This window comes from Pseudomonas syringae pv. tomato str. DC3000 (assembly GCF_000007805.1).
GTDB lineage: Bacteria > Pseudomonadota > Gammaproteobacteria > Pseudomonadales > Pseudomonadaceae > Aquipseudomonas > Aquipseudomonas avellanae.
Genome location: NC_004578.1, coordinates 1,222,973 through 1,241,156, shown reverse-complemented (window position 1 = coordinate 1,241,156; position 18,184 = coordinate 1,222,973). Strand labels below are relative to the sequence as shown.

Genomic DNA, 18,184 nt, shown 5'->3' with positions numbered 1-18,184 from the left:
CAGCGCGTTACAGCATCAGCGGTGCGCGCTCGCACAGTCGGTTCAGTTCTTTTGCCCAGTTCGGGTCGTCGTTCAGGCACGGCACCAGTATCAGTTCCTCACCGCCCGCTTCCTTGAACTGCTCGGCACCGCGGTCGCCGATCTCTTCCAGTGTCTCGATGCAATCAGCCACGAACGCCGGGCACATGACCAGCAGTTTCTTCACGCCTTGCGCCGCCAGCTCGTCGAGACGCGCTTCGGTGTAAGGTTCGATCCACTTGGCGCGTCCGAGGCGCGACTGGAATGACACCGACCACTTGCCATCGGGAATGCCCATGCGCTTGGCGAAAGCTGCCGCAGACTGCAGGCACTGAGCGCGATAGCACGTTGCAACCACTTGGGCAGGTGCGGTCATGCAACAATCGTCCTTGAGGCAATGCTTGCCCGTCGGGTCGCGTTTGTGCAAATGCCGCTCTGGCAAGCCATGAAAACTCAATAACAAATGATCGTAGGGCTGCTCAAGGTGCGGGCGTACGCTTTCTACCAGAGCACTCACATATTCAGGCTGATCGTAGAACGGCTGCAAAACCGAGAACTGCATCTTCAAGGATTTGGCGCGCACCACGCGCTTGGCCTCTTCGATCACCGTCGTCACGGTACTGTCGGCGAATTGCGGGTAGAGCGGCGCAAGCGTCACCTTCTTGAAACCCTGTTCCGACAAACGCGTCAGCACGGTTTCAATGGAAGGCTCGCCATAACGCATCGCCAGTTCGACCGGCCCGTGCGACCACTCTTTCTTCATGGCCTGTTGCAGGCGCTTGCTCAATACCACCAGCGGTGAGCCCTCGTCCCACCAGATAGACGCATAGGCATGCGCAGACTGCTCGGGCCGTTTGATCAGAATCAGCGACACCAGCAGCCTGCGCAAAGGCCACGGGATGTCGATCACATAAGGATCCATCAGGAACTGGTTCAGGTAACTGCGCACGTCCGCCACTTGCGTAGAGGCAGGCGAACCCAGATTGACCAGCAACAAAGCGTGATCGGTCATGCAACATCCTATTTCGAAAGCGTTCAGTGGCGACCCAGCAAATCCTGCAGGGCGGTGTCGAGTTCGGCGTACTTAAACGTGAAGCCAGCTTCCTGCAAACGTTCCGGCCGGGCGCGCTGGCCACCGAGCAGCAATACCGACAGCTCGCCCAGCAACACTTTCAGGGCCAGCGCCGGCATCGGCATGAAGGCAGGCCGATGCAGAATACCTGCCAGTGTCTTGGCAAACTGGCGATTGCGCACCGGTGATGGCGCACACACATTATAAGGACCCTTTGCTTCATTAAGATTCAGCAAAAAATCAATGGCCGCGATTTGATCCTGAATGTGAACCCACGGCATCCACTGCCGGCCATCACCAATAGGCCCGCCCATGCCGAATTTGAAGGGCGGCAACAAACGCTGCAGAAACCCCGCGCGATCCGACAACACCAGACCGGTGCGTATCAGCACCACACGCACGCCCAGCGACTCGGCACGCAGCGCGGTTTCTTCCCAGGCGTTGCACAACTGGCTGGCAAAATCTTCTTTGGCAGGGGGCGAGGCTTCATCGATTTCGCGTTCGCCACTGTCGCCGTACCAGCCCACCGCAGAACCGGAAATCATCAGCGCAGGCTTTTGCGTGCGGGTGCCCAGCCATGTGAGCAACTGCTCGGTCAGACCGACACGGCTTTCCCACAACAACAAACGGCGCTTGCGGGTCCAGGGGCGATCGGCAATCGGTGCACCGGCCAGGTTGACGATGGCATCCACCGGCTGCTCACCCAGTTCATCCAGCCTGGCAATGCCACGCACGGACGGGCCGCACAGCTCGGCAACGTCAGCAGGTTTTCGGCTCCACACAGTCAGCTCATGCCCCTGAGCAGACCAGAAACGGCAGAGCGCTCGTCCTATCAAACCTGTACCACCGGTCAGCAATATGTGCATGGCAGATAACCTCGCGTGGCGTGCATGACAATTGAGTAGTCTTATTTTTACCAGTGACGCTGGCAGTGACGTTTATCCGGAAAACGAAACTGTCACCAGAACCATAGGCCAGACCTGAATGAACTGCAGTTTTGACCGCTTGTTCAGGCGACTGACCGGTTCGACCCTGCAAGTTGCAATGTGACTCAACCCACAGTGTCTTGAATCACTGCAACTTATACCAAACAAGAAGATTGTACAGGTTTTAACTACGGCGTAGTCTGTACAGACAAGGTAACGAGGCCCCTATGACTGTCCCTATCGCAATCATCGGTACCGGTATCGCCGGACTTTCAGCAGCTCAGGCGCTCACAGCGGCCGGGCATCAGGTGCACCTTTTCGACAAGAGCCGCGGCAGCGGCGGTCGGATGTCCAGCAAGCGCAGCGACGCAGGTGCGCTGGACATGGGTGCGCAGTATTTCACCGCTCGTGACCGACGCTTCGCCACTGCGGTCAAGCAGTGGCAAGCCCAGGGGCACGTTGCCGAGTGGACACCCCTGCTTTACAACTTCCACGCTGGCAGGCTCAGCCCGTCGCCGGATGAACAGGTGCGCTGGGTCGGCAAGCCCGGCATGAGCGCGATTACCCGTGCCATGCGCGGCGACATGCCGGTGTCATTCTCGTGCCGCATCACCGAGGTGTTTCGCGGCGAAGAGCACTGGAACCTGCTGGACGCCGAGGGCCAAAATCACGGCCCGTTCAGCCATGTCATCATCGCCACCCCTGCCCCGCAGGCCAGCACACTGCTGGCTGCCGCACCCAAGCTGGCCAGCGTGGTGGCGGGCGTCAAGATGGACCCGACCTGGGCGGTTGCACTGGCCTTCGAGACCCCGTTGCAAACCCCCATGCAGGGTTGCTTCGTGCAGGACAGTCCGCTCGACTGGCTGGCCCGCAACCGCAGCAAGCCGGAACGCGACGACACGCTCGATACCTGGATTCTGCACGCCACCAGTCAATGGAGCAGGCAAAACCTTGATGCATCCCGTGAACAGGTCATCGAGCACTTGCACGGTGCTTTTGCAGAGCTGATCGACTGCACCATGCCCGCCCCGGTGTTCAGCCTGGCGCATCGCTGGTTGTACGCGCGGCCTGCCGGCGCTCATGAATGGGGCGCGCTGTCGGATGCCGATCTGGGTATTTACGTGTGCGGCGACTGGTGCCTGTCGGGGCGTGTGGAAGGCGCATGGCTGAGCGGCCAGGAAGCGGCACGTCGGCTGCTGGAACACCTTCAATGAACCAGATCAACCCGCGTAAACTGCTGCTGTCAAAATGGACGGCAGCCACTCCGCAAAACCGCGAAAAGCATTTTCTGGTGACCGAGCTGTTCAAGGATGAAGAGGGCGTGGTGCTGGAGGTAGAGCTGCAGGCCGTGCTGACTCAACGCAGTGAGCGCATGCCCTGGCAGGTGTTGCAGCAGGCGGATGCGTGGCGGATGGGCTGGAAGTAGCGGGTTTGCGCGGATTCAGATGATTATCGTGCCGATGCTCTGTCACTTACGTCGCACTCTGCGTCGTCAGTGCCATCGCGATCAAAAAGCCCTCTGATTATCAACTATCGTGCGACGCTCCGCGTCGCATGCAGTTCTGAATGCATGTTAAAGCAGTATTGGCACTAGCCAGTTGGGCGCTGCCTTCAAAAGCCTCTACAAAGAATTTGACTTGTACACCTATCCCCCTATGATGAGGATAAGTTGTACAGCACAGTTAATCTGTACAAGTCTTCTGTAGAGGTGACGGATGCCAATGCCTGCAATCGAAAAACCCAAACTCGGGATCAGTGCGTGTCTGATGGGTGCCGAGGTTCGCTTCAATGGCGGGCATAAGGAGTCTCATCTGTGCACGCAGGCGCTGAGCAAGTATTTCGATTTTGTTCAGGCGTGCCCCGAAGTCGCGATCGGCTTGGGTATCCCGCGTGAGCCAATCAGGCTGGTGGGCGACGCCGAACACCCCAAGGCGCTGGGCACGGTCAATCGTGAGCTGGATGTTACTCAGGCGCTGGCGGATTACGGCATTCAGATGGCGGACGAGCTGGGTGATATCTGCGGTTATATTTTCATGCAGAAGTCCCCGTCGTGCGGTCTGGAGCGGGTCAAGGTCTACCGTGAAAACGGCGCGCCGGTTGACGGCGGTGGGCGCGGCATCTACGCGCAGGCCTTTTGCGAGCGTCACCCTAACCTGCCGGTCGAAGAAGACGGGCGTCTGAACGATGCCGTGCTGCGCGAAAACTTCGTGACCCGTGTGTTTGCCTACGCGGCCTGGCAGCAATTGTTGAAAGACGGCATCACCCGTCGAGCGTTGACCGAATTTCACTCGCGCTACAAATACCAACTGATGGCCAACGACCCGGTGCAGTACAAAGCGCTGGGCAAGATGCTGGGCAGCATGGGCCGCAGCGACCCCAATGAAATCGCCCCGCTGTATTTCAGCGAACTGATGGCCGCCCTGAAAAAGTGCGCGACCCGGCGCACCCACACCAACGTTCTGCAACATCTGTGCGGCTATCTGAAACAAACCATCAGTGCCGAGGACAAGCAGGAAATTCAGGAAGTGATCGGCCAGTATCATCAGGGCATCGTGCCGCTGATCGTACCGCTGACCCTGCTCAAGCATCATTTTCGCCAACACCCGGATCCTTATGTAGCGCTGCAGGTGTACATGCAGCCTCATCCGGAAAACCTCAGCCTGCGAAATGCGATTTGATCCCCATGAATGAAGCACAAACAGATACCGAGCTGCCGGGCGACTGGCTGCCGATCCGGGAAGTCGCGCGGCAGACCGGCGTCAATGCCGTCACCCTGCGCGCGTGGGAACGCCGTTACGGGCTGATCGTCCCGCACCGCACGGCCAAAGGCCATCGGCTGTACTCGGACGAGCACGTGCAGCGGGTCATGAAGATCCTCACGTGGCTCAATCGGGGCGTGTCTGTCAGCCAGGTCAAAAGCCTGATCGATGACAACCTTCAGGACGCCCTGCCGCCGACCAGCGACTGGGACGCGCTGCGCCAGACGCTGCTGATTGCCATCGGCGAACTGGCCGAGCGCCGGGTCGACGACGTGTTCAATCAGGCGATGGCGCTGTACCCGCCACGCACCTTGTGCGAACAACTGCTGCTGCCGCTGCTCGCTGAACTGGAGCAACGCTGGCAGGGCAAGTTCGGCGCGCAACTGGAGCGCACGTTCTTCTACTCGTGGTTACGCAGCAAGTTCGGCGCGCGCATTTACCACAACAACCGCCAGCTCAGTGGCAGCCCGTTGCTGCTGGTCAATCAGTCCGATCTGCCGCTTGAACCGCACCTGTGGCTGGCCGCCTGGCTGGTGAGCAGCGCCGACTGCCCGGTGGAAGTGTTCGACTGGCCGCTGCCGGTTGGCGAGCTGGCGCTGGCGGCTGAATACCTCAAGCCACGTGGCATATTGCTCTACTCCAGCAAAGCGTTGAACGTCGGCCAGCTACCCCGCTTGCTGGCCAATATTACCTGCCCTGTAGTGCTCGGCGGACCAACGGTGAAGATCCATAACGCCGAGCTGCTCGTACAGGCAAACGAGATAGCGGGTTTGACCCTCGTCCATGATGCGCTCAGCGCTCAGACCGAGCTGGGCAAGCTCGGACTTATCTAAGGATTTCTCATGCAACTGATCTGGCTGCGTAGTGACCTGCGCGTTCACGATAATACCGCCCTGACGGCAGCCATGCAGCGCGGCCCGACGCTGGCGGTGTACCTGCTCAGCCCGACGCAGTGGCGCAACCACGACGACGCCGATTGCAAAGTGGACTTCTGGCTGCGCAATCTGGTGGAGCTGGAAAAAGCCCTTGGCAAACTGAACGTGCCGCTGCTGATTCGCGAAGCCGATACCTGGGATCAGGCACCCGAGGTGCTGGCGACGCTGTGCAAACAGTTCAAGGTCGAGGGGCTGCACCTTAATGAAGAATACGGCATCAACGAAACCCGTCGTGATCAGGCCGTGCAGCAGTCAATGCAGGCGGACGGTGTTCACTTCACCAGCCACCTTGATCAATTGCTGTTCAAGCCGGGCAGTATCCTGACCAAGACCGGCAACTATTTCCAAGTGTTCACCCAGTTCAAGAAGGTCTGTTACACCCGCCTGCACCAAGCCATGCCGCGGACGGTGCACACGCCCGAAGCGCAGCAACCGCTGTCGATAAAAAGTGACGCGATCCCGGATCAGGTGAAGGGCTTTTCCACACCGTCGAAAACCCTGCGTGACCTGTGGCCCGCAGGTGAGGTCGAGGCAAGCCGCCGGATCGAAGCGTTCGCCGGCGAACAGATCAGTTACTACAAAGACGAACGCGACTTCCCGGCCAGGCCCGGCACCAGCCAGTTGTCGGCCTATCTGGCGGCAGGCGTTATTTCGCCCCGTCAGTGCCTGCATGCCGCGCTGGCCAGCAATCAGGGCGAATTTGAAACCGGTGATGTCGGAACCGTGACCTGGATCAATGAGCTACTGTGGAGAGAGTTCTATAAGCACACGCTGGTAGGCTACCCGCGCGTTTCGCGTCACCGTGCATTTCGGCCGGAGACCGAAGCGCTGAAATGGCGCGACGCCCCCGAAGAACTGCTGGCGTGGCAAGAAGCCCGCACCGGGCTGCCGATCATTGACGCGGCCATGCGTCAGTTGCTGGAAACCGGATGGATGCACAATCGGCTAAGGATGGTCGTGGCGATGTTTCTCACTAAAAACCTGTTGATCGACTGGCGGGAAGGCGAGCGCTTTTTTATGCGCCACCTGATCGACGGCGACCTGGCGGCCAATAACGGCGGCTGGCAGTGGAGTTCGTCCACAGGCACCGATTCGGCCCCCTACTTCCGTATCTTCAACCCACTGTCGCAATCGGAACGATTCGACCCCGAAGGCGTGTTCATCAAACGCTGGCTGCCGGAGCTGGCTGACCTGAACAAAAAACAGATACACGATCCCGCTTCTGTCGGCGGCCTGTTCGGCGTCGCCGATTACCCGAAGCCGATCGTCGACCTGAGCAAAAGCCGCGCCCGCGCGCTGGCTGCCTTCAAGGCACTCCCGACTCGCCAACCCGCTGCGGGAGCTGACAATGGCTGAGTTCCTGCATCGCTTTGCGCAAGGCTTTGCGGCGCTGAACAAGGACAACCTTGATCAGGTCGCCGAGCTGTACAGCGAAGACGTGTCATTCAGTGACCCGATGCACGATATCCACGGCCTTGCCGCCATGCAGCGCTACTTCGCCGAGCTGTACGCCAACGTGCGCGATCTGCATTTCGACTTTCATGCCTTTGACGAGGTCCGGCCAGGTGAAGGCTATCTGGTCTGGACCATGAGCTACTCGCACCCGCGCCTGGCCGGTGGCCGGACGATTCGTGTAGAGGGCTGTTCGCACCTGAAATGGCGCGACAAGGTTTACCGCCATCGGGACTACTTCGATGCCGGTGCGTTGCTCTACGAACACTTGCCCATCATGGGTCGAGCCATCCACTGGCTGAAGAAGAGGTTAGGATGAACACTCCCGTTGCACGACGCATATGGTTGACCGGGGCAAGCAGCGGCATAGGCCTGGCGCTGGCCAAGGAATTGCTCGCTGCCGGACATCGGTTGGCCTTGACCGCCAGAACCCTGGAGCCCCTGCAGAACCTGGCCGCCAGTCATCCGCAGCAGGTCTTGCTGGTCACCGGCGACATCACCGACGGCCTGCAAGTGACCGCCATGGCCGACCGCATCGCCCAGGAATGGGGGGCGCTGGATACCGCGATCCTCAATGCGGGCACCTGTGAATACATCGACACCCGCCACTTCGAGGCGGCGATGGTCGAGCGCGTCGTGCGCACCAACCTGCTCGCCAGCAGTTACTGCATTCAGGAAGCCCTGCCGCTGTTGCGCAAGGGCAATCAGCCGCATCTGGTCGGCGTGGCCAGCGCCGTCACCTTCCTGGCACTGCCCCGCGCAGAAGCCTACGGCGCCTCGAAGGCTGGCCTGCGTTACCTGTTTGAAGCCCTGCGCATTGATCTGGCCAGCGAAAATATTGACGTGACCATTGTCAGCCCAGGGTTTGTCGATACACCCCTGACGCAGAAAAACGATTTCCCTATGCCGATGCGCTGGCCCGTTGAAAAAGCTGCCCGCTACATTGCCGATAACCTCAAGCGTGTGCGACGACCGCTTGAAATTGCCTTCCCGACGGCTTTCATCCTCAGTATGAAACTGCTGGCCCTGCTTCCGGTGCGCGTCAGATTCGCCATCGGCAAGCGCATGGCCCGTAGCGAAACGGGCCATAAGGACACTCAATGAAAATTGCAGTCATTGGCAGCGGTATCGCCGGGTTGACCAGCGCCTATCTGCTCAATCGCGGGCATGAGGTGACAGTCTTCGAGTCCTCCGACTGGATCGGCGGGCATACCCACACGGTTGATGTGCAGGTCGAAGGCCGCGCCTATGCCATCGATACCGGCTTCATTGTGTTCAACGACTGGACCTACCCGAACTTCATCAAATTGCTGGGCCAGCTGGACGTGGGTTTCAAGCCTGCCGAAATGAGCTTTTCGGTGCACGACCCACGCACCGGCGTCGAATATAACGGCAACAACCTCAACAGCCTGTTTGCCCAGCGCAGCAACCTGTTGTCGCCCAGGTTCTGGGGCATGCTGCGCGATATCATGCGCTTCAATCGTCAATCGGTAGACGACCTGGAAAACCAGCGTATCGCGGCCGACACCACGCTGGGCGAATACCTGAAAAACGGTGGTTATGGGCAGCGCTTCATTGACCACTACATCGTGCCGATGGGTGCGGCCATCTGGTCCATGTCGCTGGCGGACATGCTCGGGTTTCCACTGCAATTTTTCGTGCGCTTCTTCAAGAACCACGGCCTGCTTTCCGTCACCCACCGCCCGCAATGGTGCGTGATAGAAGGTGGCTCCAGAAGCTATATCGAACCCCTGACGGCATCGTTTCGAGAGCGCATTCGCCTGTCCTGCCCGGTCACTCGTGTGGAACGCGACAGCGAAGGGGTGACGGTGCACAGTGCCCAAGGCAGCGAGCGTTTCGACCAAGTGGTGTTCGCCTGTCATAGCGATCAGGCGCTGGCCATGCTGGCAGAGCCGTCCAGTGCCGAGCAGTCGGTGCTTGGTGCCCTGCGCTATGCCGAAAACGACGTGGTATTGCACACCGATACACGCCTGCTGCCTGACCGCCGCCTGGCCTGGGCCAGCTGGAACTACCGGCTTGGCGGCGGCGAGCAGCAACTGGCCGCCGTCACCTACGACATGAACATTCTGCAAGGGATCGAGAGCAATACCACGTTCTGCGTCAGCCTGAACCAAACCGATGCCATCGACCCGACGAGGATTCTCGGTCGCTACCGCTATGCGCACCCGCAATACAGCCTTGAGGCGATCGCGGCACAGGCGCGCTGGCAGGACATCAACGGGGTCGATAACACCTGGTATTGCGGCGCTTACTGGGCCAACGGCTTTCACGAAGACGGTGTGGTCAGCGGCTTGCGCGTTGCCCAGGCCTTCGGTGAAGCGCTGTGAACAGCGCCCTTTACAGCGGCTGGATCAGCCATCGGCGCTTTTCACCGCGCGCCCATGCGTTCACCTATCGAATCGGGCTGCTCTATCTGGACCTGGATGAGCAGGACGCCGTGATGGGCCTTTCGCCGCTGGCGGGCAGCAGGCGTTTCGCACCCTTTTCATTCCGTGAGCGCGACTACCTGCCGCAACTGACCGGGCGCGGCGTGCCGCTGATAGAGGCGGCACGCGAACTGGTCGGTAAAGCGCTGGGGCACATGCCACTGGGTCGCGTCTGCCTGCTGACCCAGGCGCGCAGCTGGGGCTTGTCGTTCAACCCGGTGAGTTTTTTCTACTGTCACGAGGCCGACGGCACATTGGCGGCGATCCTCTGCGAAGTCACCAATACCCCGTGGGGCGAGCGTTACAGTTATGTACTGCCAGCCACCGGCGAAGGCCACCAGCATTTTTCCGTGGCCAAGGCCTTTCACGTTTCTCCGTTCCTGCCGCGTGACCTTGAATACCGCATGAGTTTCAGCCAGCCCGCCGAGCGTATCGGCGTGCACATGGCTGACTGGCAAGGCGAGCTGAAGATGTTTGACGCCACGCTCAACCTCACCCGCCAGCAGCTCAGCCGCAAGACGCTGCACCGCTACCTGATTGCTTATCCATGGATGACTGCAAAAACCTGTCTGGCGATTTACTGGCAGGCCATGCGCCTGCTGGTCAAACGCATCCCCATTTTTTCCCATCAGGCCGCCGACGGCGATTACCGTGCTGCCGCCGCGCAACCGAAGGATTCACGCCATGAAAAGCAGTAGCAGTAGTTTTTCTGCCAATCTGGGTACCAATGGTTTGACTGCAAATATCCTGCGCAAAGGGGTGTTGCGTCAGCTCGCCAGCCTGCGCAATGGCCAGTTGGTGGTCATCGAAGGCGACGAACGTCATGTGTTCGGCAAGGCCAGCGCGCAGATCCACGCCGAAGTGCAGATTCTCGACTCGGCCGCCTGGGGCATGATTGCCAGCACCGGCTCAATCGGCGCTGGTGAGGCGTTTATCCACGGCTACTGGACCACGCCGGACCTGACGGCAGTGGTGCGTGTATTCGTCAGCAACCTGGAAGTACTGGACGCGATGGAAGGCGGCATGGCGCGCCTGACCCGGCCGCTGATTCACAGCCTGCACTGGCTCAATCGCAATACGCGCAAAGGCTCGCAGAAAAACATCGCGGCCCATTACGACCTTGGCAACACGCTGTTCGAGCAGTTTCTCGACCCGACCATGATGTACTCGGCCGCACAGTTCCTCAGCAATGACGACACCCTGGAGCAGGCTCAGTTAAACAAACTGGAGCGCATTTGCCAGAAGCTGGCCCTGAAACCCACTGATCACCTGCTGGAAATCGGCACAGGCTGGGGCAGCATGGCCATTTATGCCGCGCAGCAGTATGGCTGCCGCGTGACCACCACTACCCTGTCCAGAGAACAGTTCGCCTACACCGAGCAACGGCTGATCAAACTGGGCCTGCAGGACCGCGTCACGCTGCTGCTGACCGATTATCGCGACCTGACCGGTGAATACGACAAGCTGGTGTCCATCGAAATGATCGAAGCGGTCGGCCACCGGTTTTTGCCGACCTACTTCAAGCAATGCGCCAGCCTGCTCAAAAGCAACGGCATGATGCTGCTGCAGGCGATCACCATTCGCGAGCAGCGTTATGCACAGGCCAAACGCAATGTGGACTTCATCCAGCGTTACATTTTCCCGGGGGGCGCCCTGCCCTCGGTGGCGAAGATGCTCGACATCGTCGGCAGCGACACCGACATGAACCTGCTGCACATGGAAGACTTCGGCCTGCATTACGCGCGCACGCTACGTTTGTGGCACGACAACTTCAAGCATGCTCACGGCACACTCACCGAACTGGGTTACGACGACTACTTCCTGCGCCTCTGGGAGTTCTACCTGTGTTACTGCGAAGGTGGCTTTCTGGAGCGAACGATTGGCACCGCGCAATTGCTGCTGGCCAAACCAGATGCACTGCGTGAGCCACTGCTTGGGCGCTTCAATGCTTAAATCACTCGCCAATGCGCTGTTGTTCCAGATCGGCTGGTTTGCCTGCGTGCTGGGTGGCAACAGCTATTGGCTGTTGATCGCCGTGGGTGTGCTGGTAGTGCACTTTGCGTGGGTCAGTTCATGGGCAGCTGAAGGCAAGCTGATTGTGAGCGTCACGCTGGTGGGTGTGGTGATCGACAGCCTGTTGATGGTGCTCGGTGTTTTCGACTTCGAGACCGGCGGCTATCTGCTTCCGTTGTGGCTGGCGTTATTGTGGGCGGTCATGGGCACCACGCTCAATCACTGCCTGGCATGGACCGCCAAGCCCATCTGGCGCGCTGCCGTACTGGGCGCTATTGGCGGGCCGATGTCGTACTATGCCGGCTCGCAACTGGCGCAGGTTCATCTTCCTCTTGGATTTTGGCCAAGCATGGTGCTGCTGGGGCTGGTCTGGGCGGGTGTATTCCCGCTGCTGCAATGGCTGGCCGCCCGCGCACCAGGCCCGTCAGCCAGATAACCGGGAGACACCCTCTGAACGCCACACTTATTCCGCTCGCAGAAATTCACAGCGAAACGGAAGTCACCTGCTCGACCTGCGCAGCCTGCTGTTGCCAACTGGAAGTGATGCTTATCACCGACACGGGCGTGCCTGAGCGCTACATCGATACCGACGAATGGGGTGGCGAGGTTATGTTGCGCCTGGATGACGGCTGGTGTGCAGCGCTGGATCGCAACACCATGATGTGCACCATCTACGAAAAACGGCCATTGATCTGTCGCGAGTTTGAAGCGGGTGCGGAAGATTGCCTGACAGAACGCAAAGGGATTGCGACGGCTTATCTTTGATCTGTGATGACCATCATTATCGTTCCCACGCTCCGCGTGGTAATGCATTTCGTGACGCTCTGCGTCACACAGCGGTTTTGCGATGCCAGTGAAGTTTGTTTCTGACTCAGGTCACCTTTGCGCCCTTACGGCGCCCTGTCACTGATCCGGGGGCCCCCGGATCAGTGACAGGACTCAGCCGTCACTTACGTCGCACTCTGCGTCGTCAGTACCATCGCGATAAAAGAGCGCTTTCTTTTATGTGCAATAACTGCGTGCAACGCATGACGTGGTGCTGCAGCACAGATGTGACGCGGAGCGTTGGCACAAGTGCCAGTCAAATCAGAACGGCATCTTGTAATGCAGCGCGTAGCTTTCTACACCGTCGTTCGGCTGTTTGATGCCGGCGTTGGAGTAGTGAGTCGCACGGATGCCGACTTCATGTCCGCCCGCAAAGCGCAGACCGAAACCAACTCGGTCTTCGAAGTTGAAGGCCGAACCGAACTTGCGATCTTCAACCTGGGTGTTGGAGAACACCGAGACGCCGATACCGGCTTCTACGTAAGGTTTGACGTTGCCGTTGCCGAACTCGTAGACCAGCACAGGGGAGAACGACAGGCTGTGGTTATCCTTGTAGTCCTTGCCATCCCAGTAGGTGTAGGCACCGTCCCAGTAACCGGTCAGACGGCCGATGTCGCTTTGCAGCCAGCTTTTATCCCAGTCGAACTGCACGCCAAGACGATAAGTCATGGTGGATTCGCCGGTCTGTCCAACCGAAAATTCAACGCCGTCGGCCTGCGCCAGGGAAGCCTAACCTGCCATGAGGGCCGAAAGCACGGCCAGACAAAAGAGTCTCTTCATGAGAAACGTCCTAAAATGTATGAGTTTGTAAGAAAGTGTTGGAATTCATTAACTGCAATTATAGAAGCCAGCGACGCAAGGTAAGTTCAGCCCCTAAACGCCTTTTTTTCACATTTTTTTTACAAACGGAAGCTTCTCACATTGCCAGACATTTGCGACAGAAAAGGTAGGATTTTTCCGAAATTGTCCGGTATGTCACTAGACCAATACAAAGTGTCTCGTGCGGGGCCGCTGGCAAGCAGGCCGGAACGGGACAAAAGACGCTGCAATTGACGCGCGACCGCAGCCCCGGTGTCGATCAGGGTGACCGACGCGGGGAGCATTTCGCGCAGCAATGGCTTGAGAAAGGGGTAATGCGTGCAGCCCAGAATGATGGTGTCGCAGCGCGCCGCCAGCAGAGGCTCGACGTAACGCTGTAACAGTTGACGAATCTGAGGGCTGACCAGATCGCCGGTCTCGATCAGCTCGACCAGCCCCGGGCACGGTTGTGTCACGACGCTTACGTCACTGGCAAACCGGTCGAGCAAGGCCGCGAACCTGGCGCTTTGTAATGTTCCGGTGGTTGCCAGTACACCGACGACGCCACTGCGAGTGGCCTCGGCGGCAGGTTTTACTGCGGGTTCCATGCCCACGATGGGCCAGTCGGGATAGCGTTGCCGTATGTGCGCCACGCCTGCAGCAGTTGCGGTGTTACATGCTACAACCAGCGCCTTGGCGCCCTGCCCGTGAAAAAAATCGGCAATGATCAGGCAACGCTCGATGATGAATTCAGGAGTTTTCTCGCCGTAGGGAATATGGCCACAGTCGGCCAGATACAGCAGGGACTCGTTGGGCAGCGTCTGGCGGATTTCATTGAGGACAGAAAGGCCGCCAACGCCGGAATCGAAAACCCCGACCGGTGCATCGCAGCCTGGGTTCACAGGCTGGCTCACAGGAATGTCAGGCATGTTCGCCCTGCCCGTTTATGGGCCCACACACGCTACAGGCAGGGTCACGCTTGACCTTCAGCTCACGAAAACGCGTGCTCAAGGCATCGATCAACAGCAGGCGCCCGACCATTGGCTCGCCAAAACCGGCCAGCAGTTTCAACGCCTCCAGCGCCTGCAAGCTGCCAACCAGCCCCACCAGCGGCCCGATAACACCCGCTTCGCTGCAGGTCAGTTCCGTTTCGCTGCCGTGACCGTACAGGCAGTGGTAACAAGGGCTCTCGGCACGGCGCGGGTCGAACACCGACAACTGCCCTTCCAGGCGAATGGCGGCGCCGCTGACCAGCGGCTTGCCTGCGGCGACACACGCGGCATTGACCGCTTCACGGGTGGCAAAGTTATCCGAACAGTCGAGCACCAGATCGACGGCCTGCACCGCTGCACTCAATGAATCGGCATCAAGCGCCGCACGATGGGCAATCAGCTTTATTTGCGGGTTGATCGCCGCGAGCCGGGCCATGGCTGAATCGACCTTGGCCTGCCCGATGCTCTGCGTGTCATGAATGATCTGGCGTTGCAGGTTGCTCAGATCGACGTGGTCGAAGTCGGCCAGATGCAGTTCTCCGACCCCCGCAGCCGCCAGATACAAGGCTACCGGCGAACCGAGGCCGCCCATACCTACGACCAGCGCACGGCTTTGTTTGAGTCGCAACTGACCTTCGATATCAACGTGTTGCAGCAGAATCTGCCGGCTGTAGCGCAGCAGTTCCTGGTCACTCAGCACGGCTTGCATCCGAACGTGATGCGCTCGTGTTCGCCCAGATCACGGCGGGTCTGGATGCGCTCGAAACCATGACGAGTCAACAGTTCGCGCACCGCCGGGCCTTGATCGTAGCCGTGCTCCAGCAGCAGCCAGCCATCGGCGTTGAGGTGCGCCTGCGCGTCGGCAATGATCGTGCGCAAATCGTCCAGCCCGTCGGCACCGGCCGTCAACGCACTGCTCGGCTCGAAACGCACGTCACCGGCCGACAGATGCGGATCAGCGTCGGCGATGTACGGCGGGTTACTGATGATCAGATCAAACTGCCGCCCTTCCAGCGCACTGAACCAGTGGCTGTTGAGCACCTGGGCGTAATCCAGTTGCAGACGCTGCCGGTTGCGTTCGGCCAGCGCGACCGCTTCGGGCACGCGGTCCACCGCTGTCACTTTCCATTGCTGCCGGTCGTTGGCCAGCGCCAGGGCGATCGCTCCGGTGCCGGTGCCCAGGTCCAGAACCTGAGCCGGGGCAAAGGCCGGCACCAGTTCCAGTGCCGCCTCGACCAGCATTTCGGTCTCTGGGCGCGGGATCAAGGTGTGCGGCGCAACTTCCAGATCGAGCTTCCAGAAACCTTGCTGACCGAGAATGTAAGCCACCGGCTCGCCCGTGCGTCGCCGCTGCAAGTAACCCGCAAAGGCCACGGCGGCTTCGGTGCTGACAATGCGCTCGGGCCAGGTGTGCAGAAAACTGCGCGGTTTACCCAGGGCAGCCGCGAGCAACAGCTCGATGTCGAGCCGCGCGGTCGGTGAATCGGGAAGCTCGGCGCTTCTTAACAAGCTTGCGATGATGGTCATTTACTCACCCAGTGCCGCAAGTTGATCAGCCTGATATTCAGCGAGTAGCGGCTCTATCACTGCATCGACTCCGCCGGCCAGAACTTCATCCAGCGAATACAGAGTCAGGTTCACGCGGTGATCCGTCACTCGCCCTTGAGGGAAATTGTAAGTACGTATGCGCTCCGAACGATCACCCGAACCTACGAGCAGCTTGCGCTCGCTGGCGATGGCACTGGCCGCAGCGCTGGTCTGCTGATCATTCAGTTTGGCAGACAGCCAGGACATCGCCCGGGCTCTGTTCTTGTGTTGCGAACGCTCTTCCTGACACTCGACGACAATACCCGATGGCAAGTGGGTAATGCGGATGGCCGAGTCGGTTTTGTTGACGTGCTGACCACCGGCACCCGAAGAACGATAGGTGTCGACGCGCAGGTCGGCCGGGTTGATCTCGATCGCCTGTTGCTCATCAGGCTCGGGCAGCACCGCAACCGTGCAGGCCGAGGTGTGAATGCGGCCCTGGGATTCGGTCTTGGGCACACGCTGTACACGGTGCGCGCCGGACTCGAATTTCAGCTTGCCATAGACGCTGTCGCCTTCGACCCGCGCAATGACTTCCTTGTAACCGCCATGCTCGCCTTCGTTCTCGGACAGAATCTCCACCCGCCAGCCACGTCGCTCGGCGTAGCGCGAGTACATGCGGAACAGGTCGCCGGAGAAGATCGCGGCTTCATCACCGCCGGTGCCGGCGCGGATTTCCAGAAACACGTTGCGACCGTCGTTCGGGTCCTTGGGCAGCAGCATGCGTTGCAGTTGCGCCTCAAGCTCGACCAGTTGCTGCTTGGTTTCGCGGACTTCCTCGACTGCCATTTCGCGCATGTCGGGGTCACTGTCTTTCAACAAAGCCTGCGCACCCTCAAGATCGCCTTGCACCCTGGCCAGTTGCTTGTAGAGCGCAACGACCGGCTCCACTTCGGCGTACTCCCGGGAATAGGCGCGAAAGCGTGTCTGATCGCTGATGACTTCGGCATCGCCAAGCAGTGCGGTCAGTTCCTCGAAACGGTCGCTGAGAACATCCAGCTTATTGAGCAGTGAAGCTTTCATTGCGGGGTTTTATCCGTCGAGCCCTCACCGAGGGCAAATAGTTCCTGGGCCATGGCCAGCGCATCGACGCGACCTTCGGCAGACAGCTTCTTGAGCTGCACGCTGGGCGCATGCAGCAATTTGTTGGTCAGGCCACGCGCCAGCTGGATCAGTACGTCTTCGGCATTACTGCCGTTGGCCAGCATGCGCTGCGCCTTGCTCAATTCTTCGTCACGCAGCCGTTCGCTTTGCTGACGATAGGCGCGCAGTACATCCACCGCCGCCAACTCGCGCAGCCGCGACATGAAGTCTTCGGCACCGACGCTGACCAGTTGTTCAGCAGCCAGCGCAGCGCCCTGGCGACTCTTGAGGTTCTCTGCCACCACTTCATGCAGATCATCGACGCTGTACAGATAAACGTCGTCCAGCTCGCCGACTTCAGGCTCGATATCGCGCGGTACAGCGATATCGACCATGAAAATCGGTTTGTGTTTGCGCAGCTTCAGCGCGCTTTCCACCGCGCCCTTGCCCAGAATCGGCAACTGGCTGGCGGTGGAGCTGATCACGATGTCGCTGTTGACCAGCTCGGCCGGGATATCCGACAACAACACGGCGTGGGCACCGAACTCGGCGGCGAGGATACTCGCGCGCTCCAGCGTACGGTTGGCAACCACGATACGCTTGACGCCCAGATCGTGCAGGTGGCGGGCGACCAGAGTAATGGTCTCGCCGGCACCGATCAACAGGGCCTGGCTGCGTTGCAGGTCGCTGAAAATCTGTTTTGCCAGGCTGACGGCGGCAAAGGCTACGGAGACCGGGTTTTCGCCGATGGCGGTGTCGGTGCGCACCTGCTTGGCGGCGCTGAACGTGGCCTGAAACAGACGCCCCAGCAAAGGCCCGACCGTTCCGGCTTCGCGGGCTACGGCGTACGCGGACTTCATCTGACCAAGAATCTGCGGCTCGCCCAGCACCAGCGAGTCGAGCCCCGAGGCCACACGCATCATGTGTCGCACGGCCGCATCGTCCTCGTGAACATAGGCGCTGGCGCGCAACTCTTCGAGGCTAAGGTGATGATAATTGGCAAGCCAGGCCAGAATGCTGTCCGCGCCGAGGTGCTCGTGTTCGATGTACAACTCGCTGCGATTGCACGTCGATAGAATCGCGGCCTCACGACTTTCGGTCAGATGGCAAAGCTGCTGCAGCGCATCAACCAGCTGCTCCGGGGTAAATGCCACGCGCTCGCGAACGTCGACCGAGGCGGTCTTATGGTTGATACCGAGTGCAAGGAAGGCCATTCAGGGTCGCAGGTGGTGACGTGAAGCCGGTAATTGTCCTACTTCGATAAGCTCAGAACAACC

The 18,184-nt window shown here is 59.7% G+C and carries 20 protein-coding genes; 12 read left to right on the top strand and 8 right to left on the bottom strand.

What is annotated here, in order from left to right; translation table 11 throughout:
• Window positions 1–7 precede the first annotated feature (7 nt).
• The gene (gene hemH / locus PSPTO_RS05960) at window positions 8–1,030 is read right to left on the bottom strand and encodes a ferrochelatase (protein WP_005768824.1); all 1,023 of its coding nucleotides are present in this window, start codon (window positions 1,028–1,030) and stop codon (window positions 8–10) included.
• A gap of 23 nt (window positions 1,031–1,053) precedes the next feature.
• A complete protein-coding gene (locus PSPTO_RS05955; protein ID WP_011103436.1) occupies window positions 1,054–1,956 on the bottom strand; it encodes a TIGR01777 family oxidoreductase in 903 nt (300 codons plus the stop codon).
• Between the two features lie 287 nt (window positions 1,957–2,243).
• Between PSPTO_RS05955 and PSPTO_RS05950 the strand changes: the two genes are divergently transcribed.
• From PSPTO_RS05950 to PSPTO_RS05895, 12 genes are all read left to right on the top strand, one after another.
• Window positions 2,244–3,230: an NAD(P)/FAD-dependent oxidoreductase gene (locus tag PSPTO_RS05950; RefSeq protein WP_005768828.1), complete on the top strand. Its 987-nt coding sequence runs from the start codon at window positions 2,244–2,246 to the stop codon at window positions 3,228–3,230.
• Window positions 3,227–3,442 (top strand): TIGR02450 family Trp-rich protein, encoded by a 216-nt coding sequence (locus PSPTO_RS05945; RefSeq protein ID WP_005768830.1) that lies wholly within the window; start codon window positions 3,227–3,229, stop codon window positions 3,440–3,442. Before PSPTO_RS05950 ends, PSPTO_RS05945 begins: the two co-directional genes overlap by 4 nt.
• A 295-nt stretch (window positions 3,443–3,737) precedes the next feature.
• Window positions 3,738–4,694: a YbgA family protein gene (locus PSPTO_RS05940; RefSeq protein ID WP_005768832.1), complete on the top strand. Its 957-nt coding sequence runs from the start codon at window positions 3,738–3,740 to the stop codon at window positions 4,692–4,694.
• 5 nt (window positions 4,695–4,699) lie between these two features.
• On the top strand, window positions 4,700–5,608 hold the full coding sequence (locus tag PSPTO_RS05935) for a MerR family transcriptional regulator (protein WP_005768834.1): 909 nt from the start codon (window positions 4,700–4,702) through the stop codon (window positions 5,606–5,608).
• Between the two features lie 9 nt (window positions 5,609–5,617).
• A complete protein-coding gene (gene phrB, locus PSPTO_RS05930; RefSeq protein ID WP_005768836.1) occupies window positions 5,618–7,066 on the top strand; it encodes a deoxyribodipyrimidine photo-lyase in 1,449 nt (482 codons plus the stop codon).
• Complete coding sequence (locus PSPTO_RS05925; RefSeq protein ID WP_005736559.1) at window positions 7,059–7,481, top strand: nuclear transport factor 2 family protein; 423 nt, start codon at window positions 7,059–7,061, stop codon at window positions 7,479–7,481. The genes phrB and PSPTO_RS05925 overlap by 8 nt, the downstream gene beginning before the upstream one ends.
• The gene (locus PSPTO_RS05920) at window positions 7,478–8,266 is read left to right on the top strand and encodes an SDR family NAD(P)-dependent oxidoreductase (RefSeq protein WP_005768839.1); all 789 of its coding nucleotides are present in this window, start codon (window positions 7,478–7,480) and stop codon (window positions 8,264–8,266) included. Before PSPTO_RS05925 ends, PSPTO_RS05920 begins: the two co-directional genes overlap by 4 nt.
• Complete coding sequence (locus PSPTO_RS05915; RefSeq protein ID WP_005768840.1) at window positions 8,263–9,510, top strand: NAD(P)/FAD-dependent oxidoreductase; 1,248 nt, start codon at window positions 8,263–8,265, stop codon at window positions 9,508–9,510. The genes PSPTO_RS05920 and PSPTO_RS05915 overlap by 4 nt, the downstream gene beginning before the upstream one ends.
• Window positions 9,507–10,307, top strand: coding sequence for a DUF1365 domain-containing protein (locus PSPTO_RS05910; protein ID WP_005768843.1), 801 nt, complete (start codon window positions 9,507–9,509; stop codon window positions 10,305–10,307). The genes PSPTO_RS05915 and PSPTO_RS05910 overlap by 4 nt, the downstream gene beginning before the upstream one ends.
• The gene (locus tag PSPTO_RS05905) at window positions 10,294–11,562 is read left to right on the top strand and encodes an SAM-dependent methyltransferase (RefSeq protein ID WP_011103434.1); all 1,269 of its coding nucleotides are present in this window, start codon (window positions 10,294–10,296) and stop codon (window positions 11,560–11,562) included. The genes PSPTO_RS05910 and PSPTO_RS05905 overlap by 14 nt, the downstream gene beginning before the upstream one ends.
• The gene (locus tag PSPTO_RS05900; protein WP_011103433.1) at window positions 11,555–12,058 is read left to right on the top strand and encodes a DUF2878 domain-containing protein; all 504 of its coding nucleotides are present in this window, start codon (window positions 11,555–11,557) and stop codon (window positions 12,056–12,058) included. The genes PSPTO_RS05905 and PSPTO_RS05900 overlap by 8 nt, the downstream gene beginning before the upstream one ends.
• Before the next feature lie 14 nt (window positions 12,059–12,072).
• Entirely contained in the window at window positions 12,073–12,387 is a 315-nt protein-coding gene (locus tag PSPTO_RS05895; RefSeq protein WP_032621386.1) for a YkgJ family cysteine cluster protein, read from the top strand.
• Between the two features lie 321 nt (window positions 12,388–12,708).
• On the opposite strand, the gene PSPTO_RS05890 is transcribed toward PSPTO_RS05895, so the two are convergent.
• The 6 genes from PSPTO_RS05890 to hemA all read right to left on the bottom strand — a co-directional run bounded on the left by PSPTO_RS05890 (window position 12,709) and on the right by hemA (window position 18,121).
• The gene (locus tag PSPTO_RS05890) at window positions 12,709–13,170 is read right to left on the bottom strand and encodes an acyloxyacyl hydrolase (RefSeq protein WP_226992697.1); all 462 of its coding nucleotides are present in this window, start codon (window positions 13,168–13,170) and stop codon (window positions 12,709–12,711) included.
• A gap of 176 nt (window positions 13,171–13,346) precedes the next feature.
• Complete coding sequence (murI, locus tag PSPTO_RS05885) at window positions 13,347–14,174, bottom strand: glutamate racemase (RefSeq protein WP_005768855.1); 828 nt, start codon at window positions 14,172–14,174, stop codon at window positions 13,347–13,349.
• Complete coding sequence (locus tag PSPTO_RS05880) at window positions 14,167–14,937, bottom strand: molybdopterin-synthase adenylyltransferase MoeB (RefSeq protein WP_161797790.1); 771 nt, start codon at window positions 14,935–14,937, stop codon at window positions 14,167–14,169. The genes murI and PSPTO_RS05880 overlap by 8 nt, the downstream gene beginning before the upstream one ends.
• Window positions 14,931–15,764, bottom strand: coding sequence for a peptide chain release factor N(5)-glutamine methyltransferase (gene prmC, locus PSPTO_RS05875; RefSeq protein WP_011103431.1), 834 nt, complete (start codon window positions 15,762–15,764; stop codon window positions 14,931–14,933). Before prmC ends, PSPTO_RS05880 begins: the two co-directional genes overlap by 7 nt.
• A complete protein-coding gene (gene prfA, locus PSPTO_RS05870) occupies window positions 15,765–16,847 on the bottom strand; it encodes a peptide chain release factor 1 (RefSeq protein ID WP_011103430.1) in 1,083 nt (360 codons plus the stop codon).
• Window positions 16,844–18,121, bottom strand: coding sequence for a glutamyl-tRNA reductase (gene hemA / locus PSPTO_RS05865; protein ID WP_005615192.1), 1,278 nt, complete (start codon window positions 18,119–18,121; stop codon window positions 16,844–16,846). The genes prfA and hemA overlap by 4 nt, the downstream gene beginning before the upstream one ends.
• Window positions 18,122–18,184 lie beyond the last annotated feature (63 nt).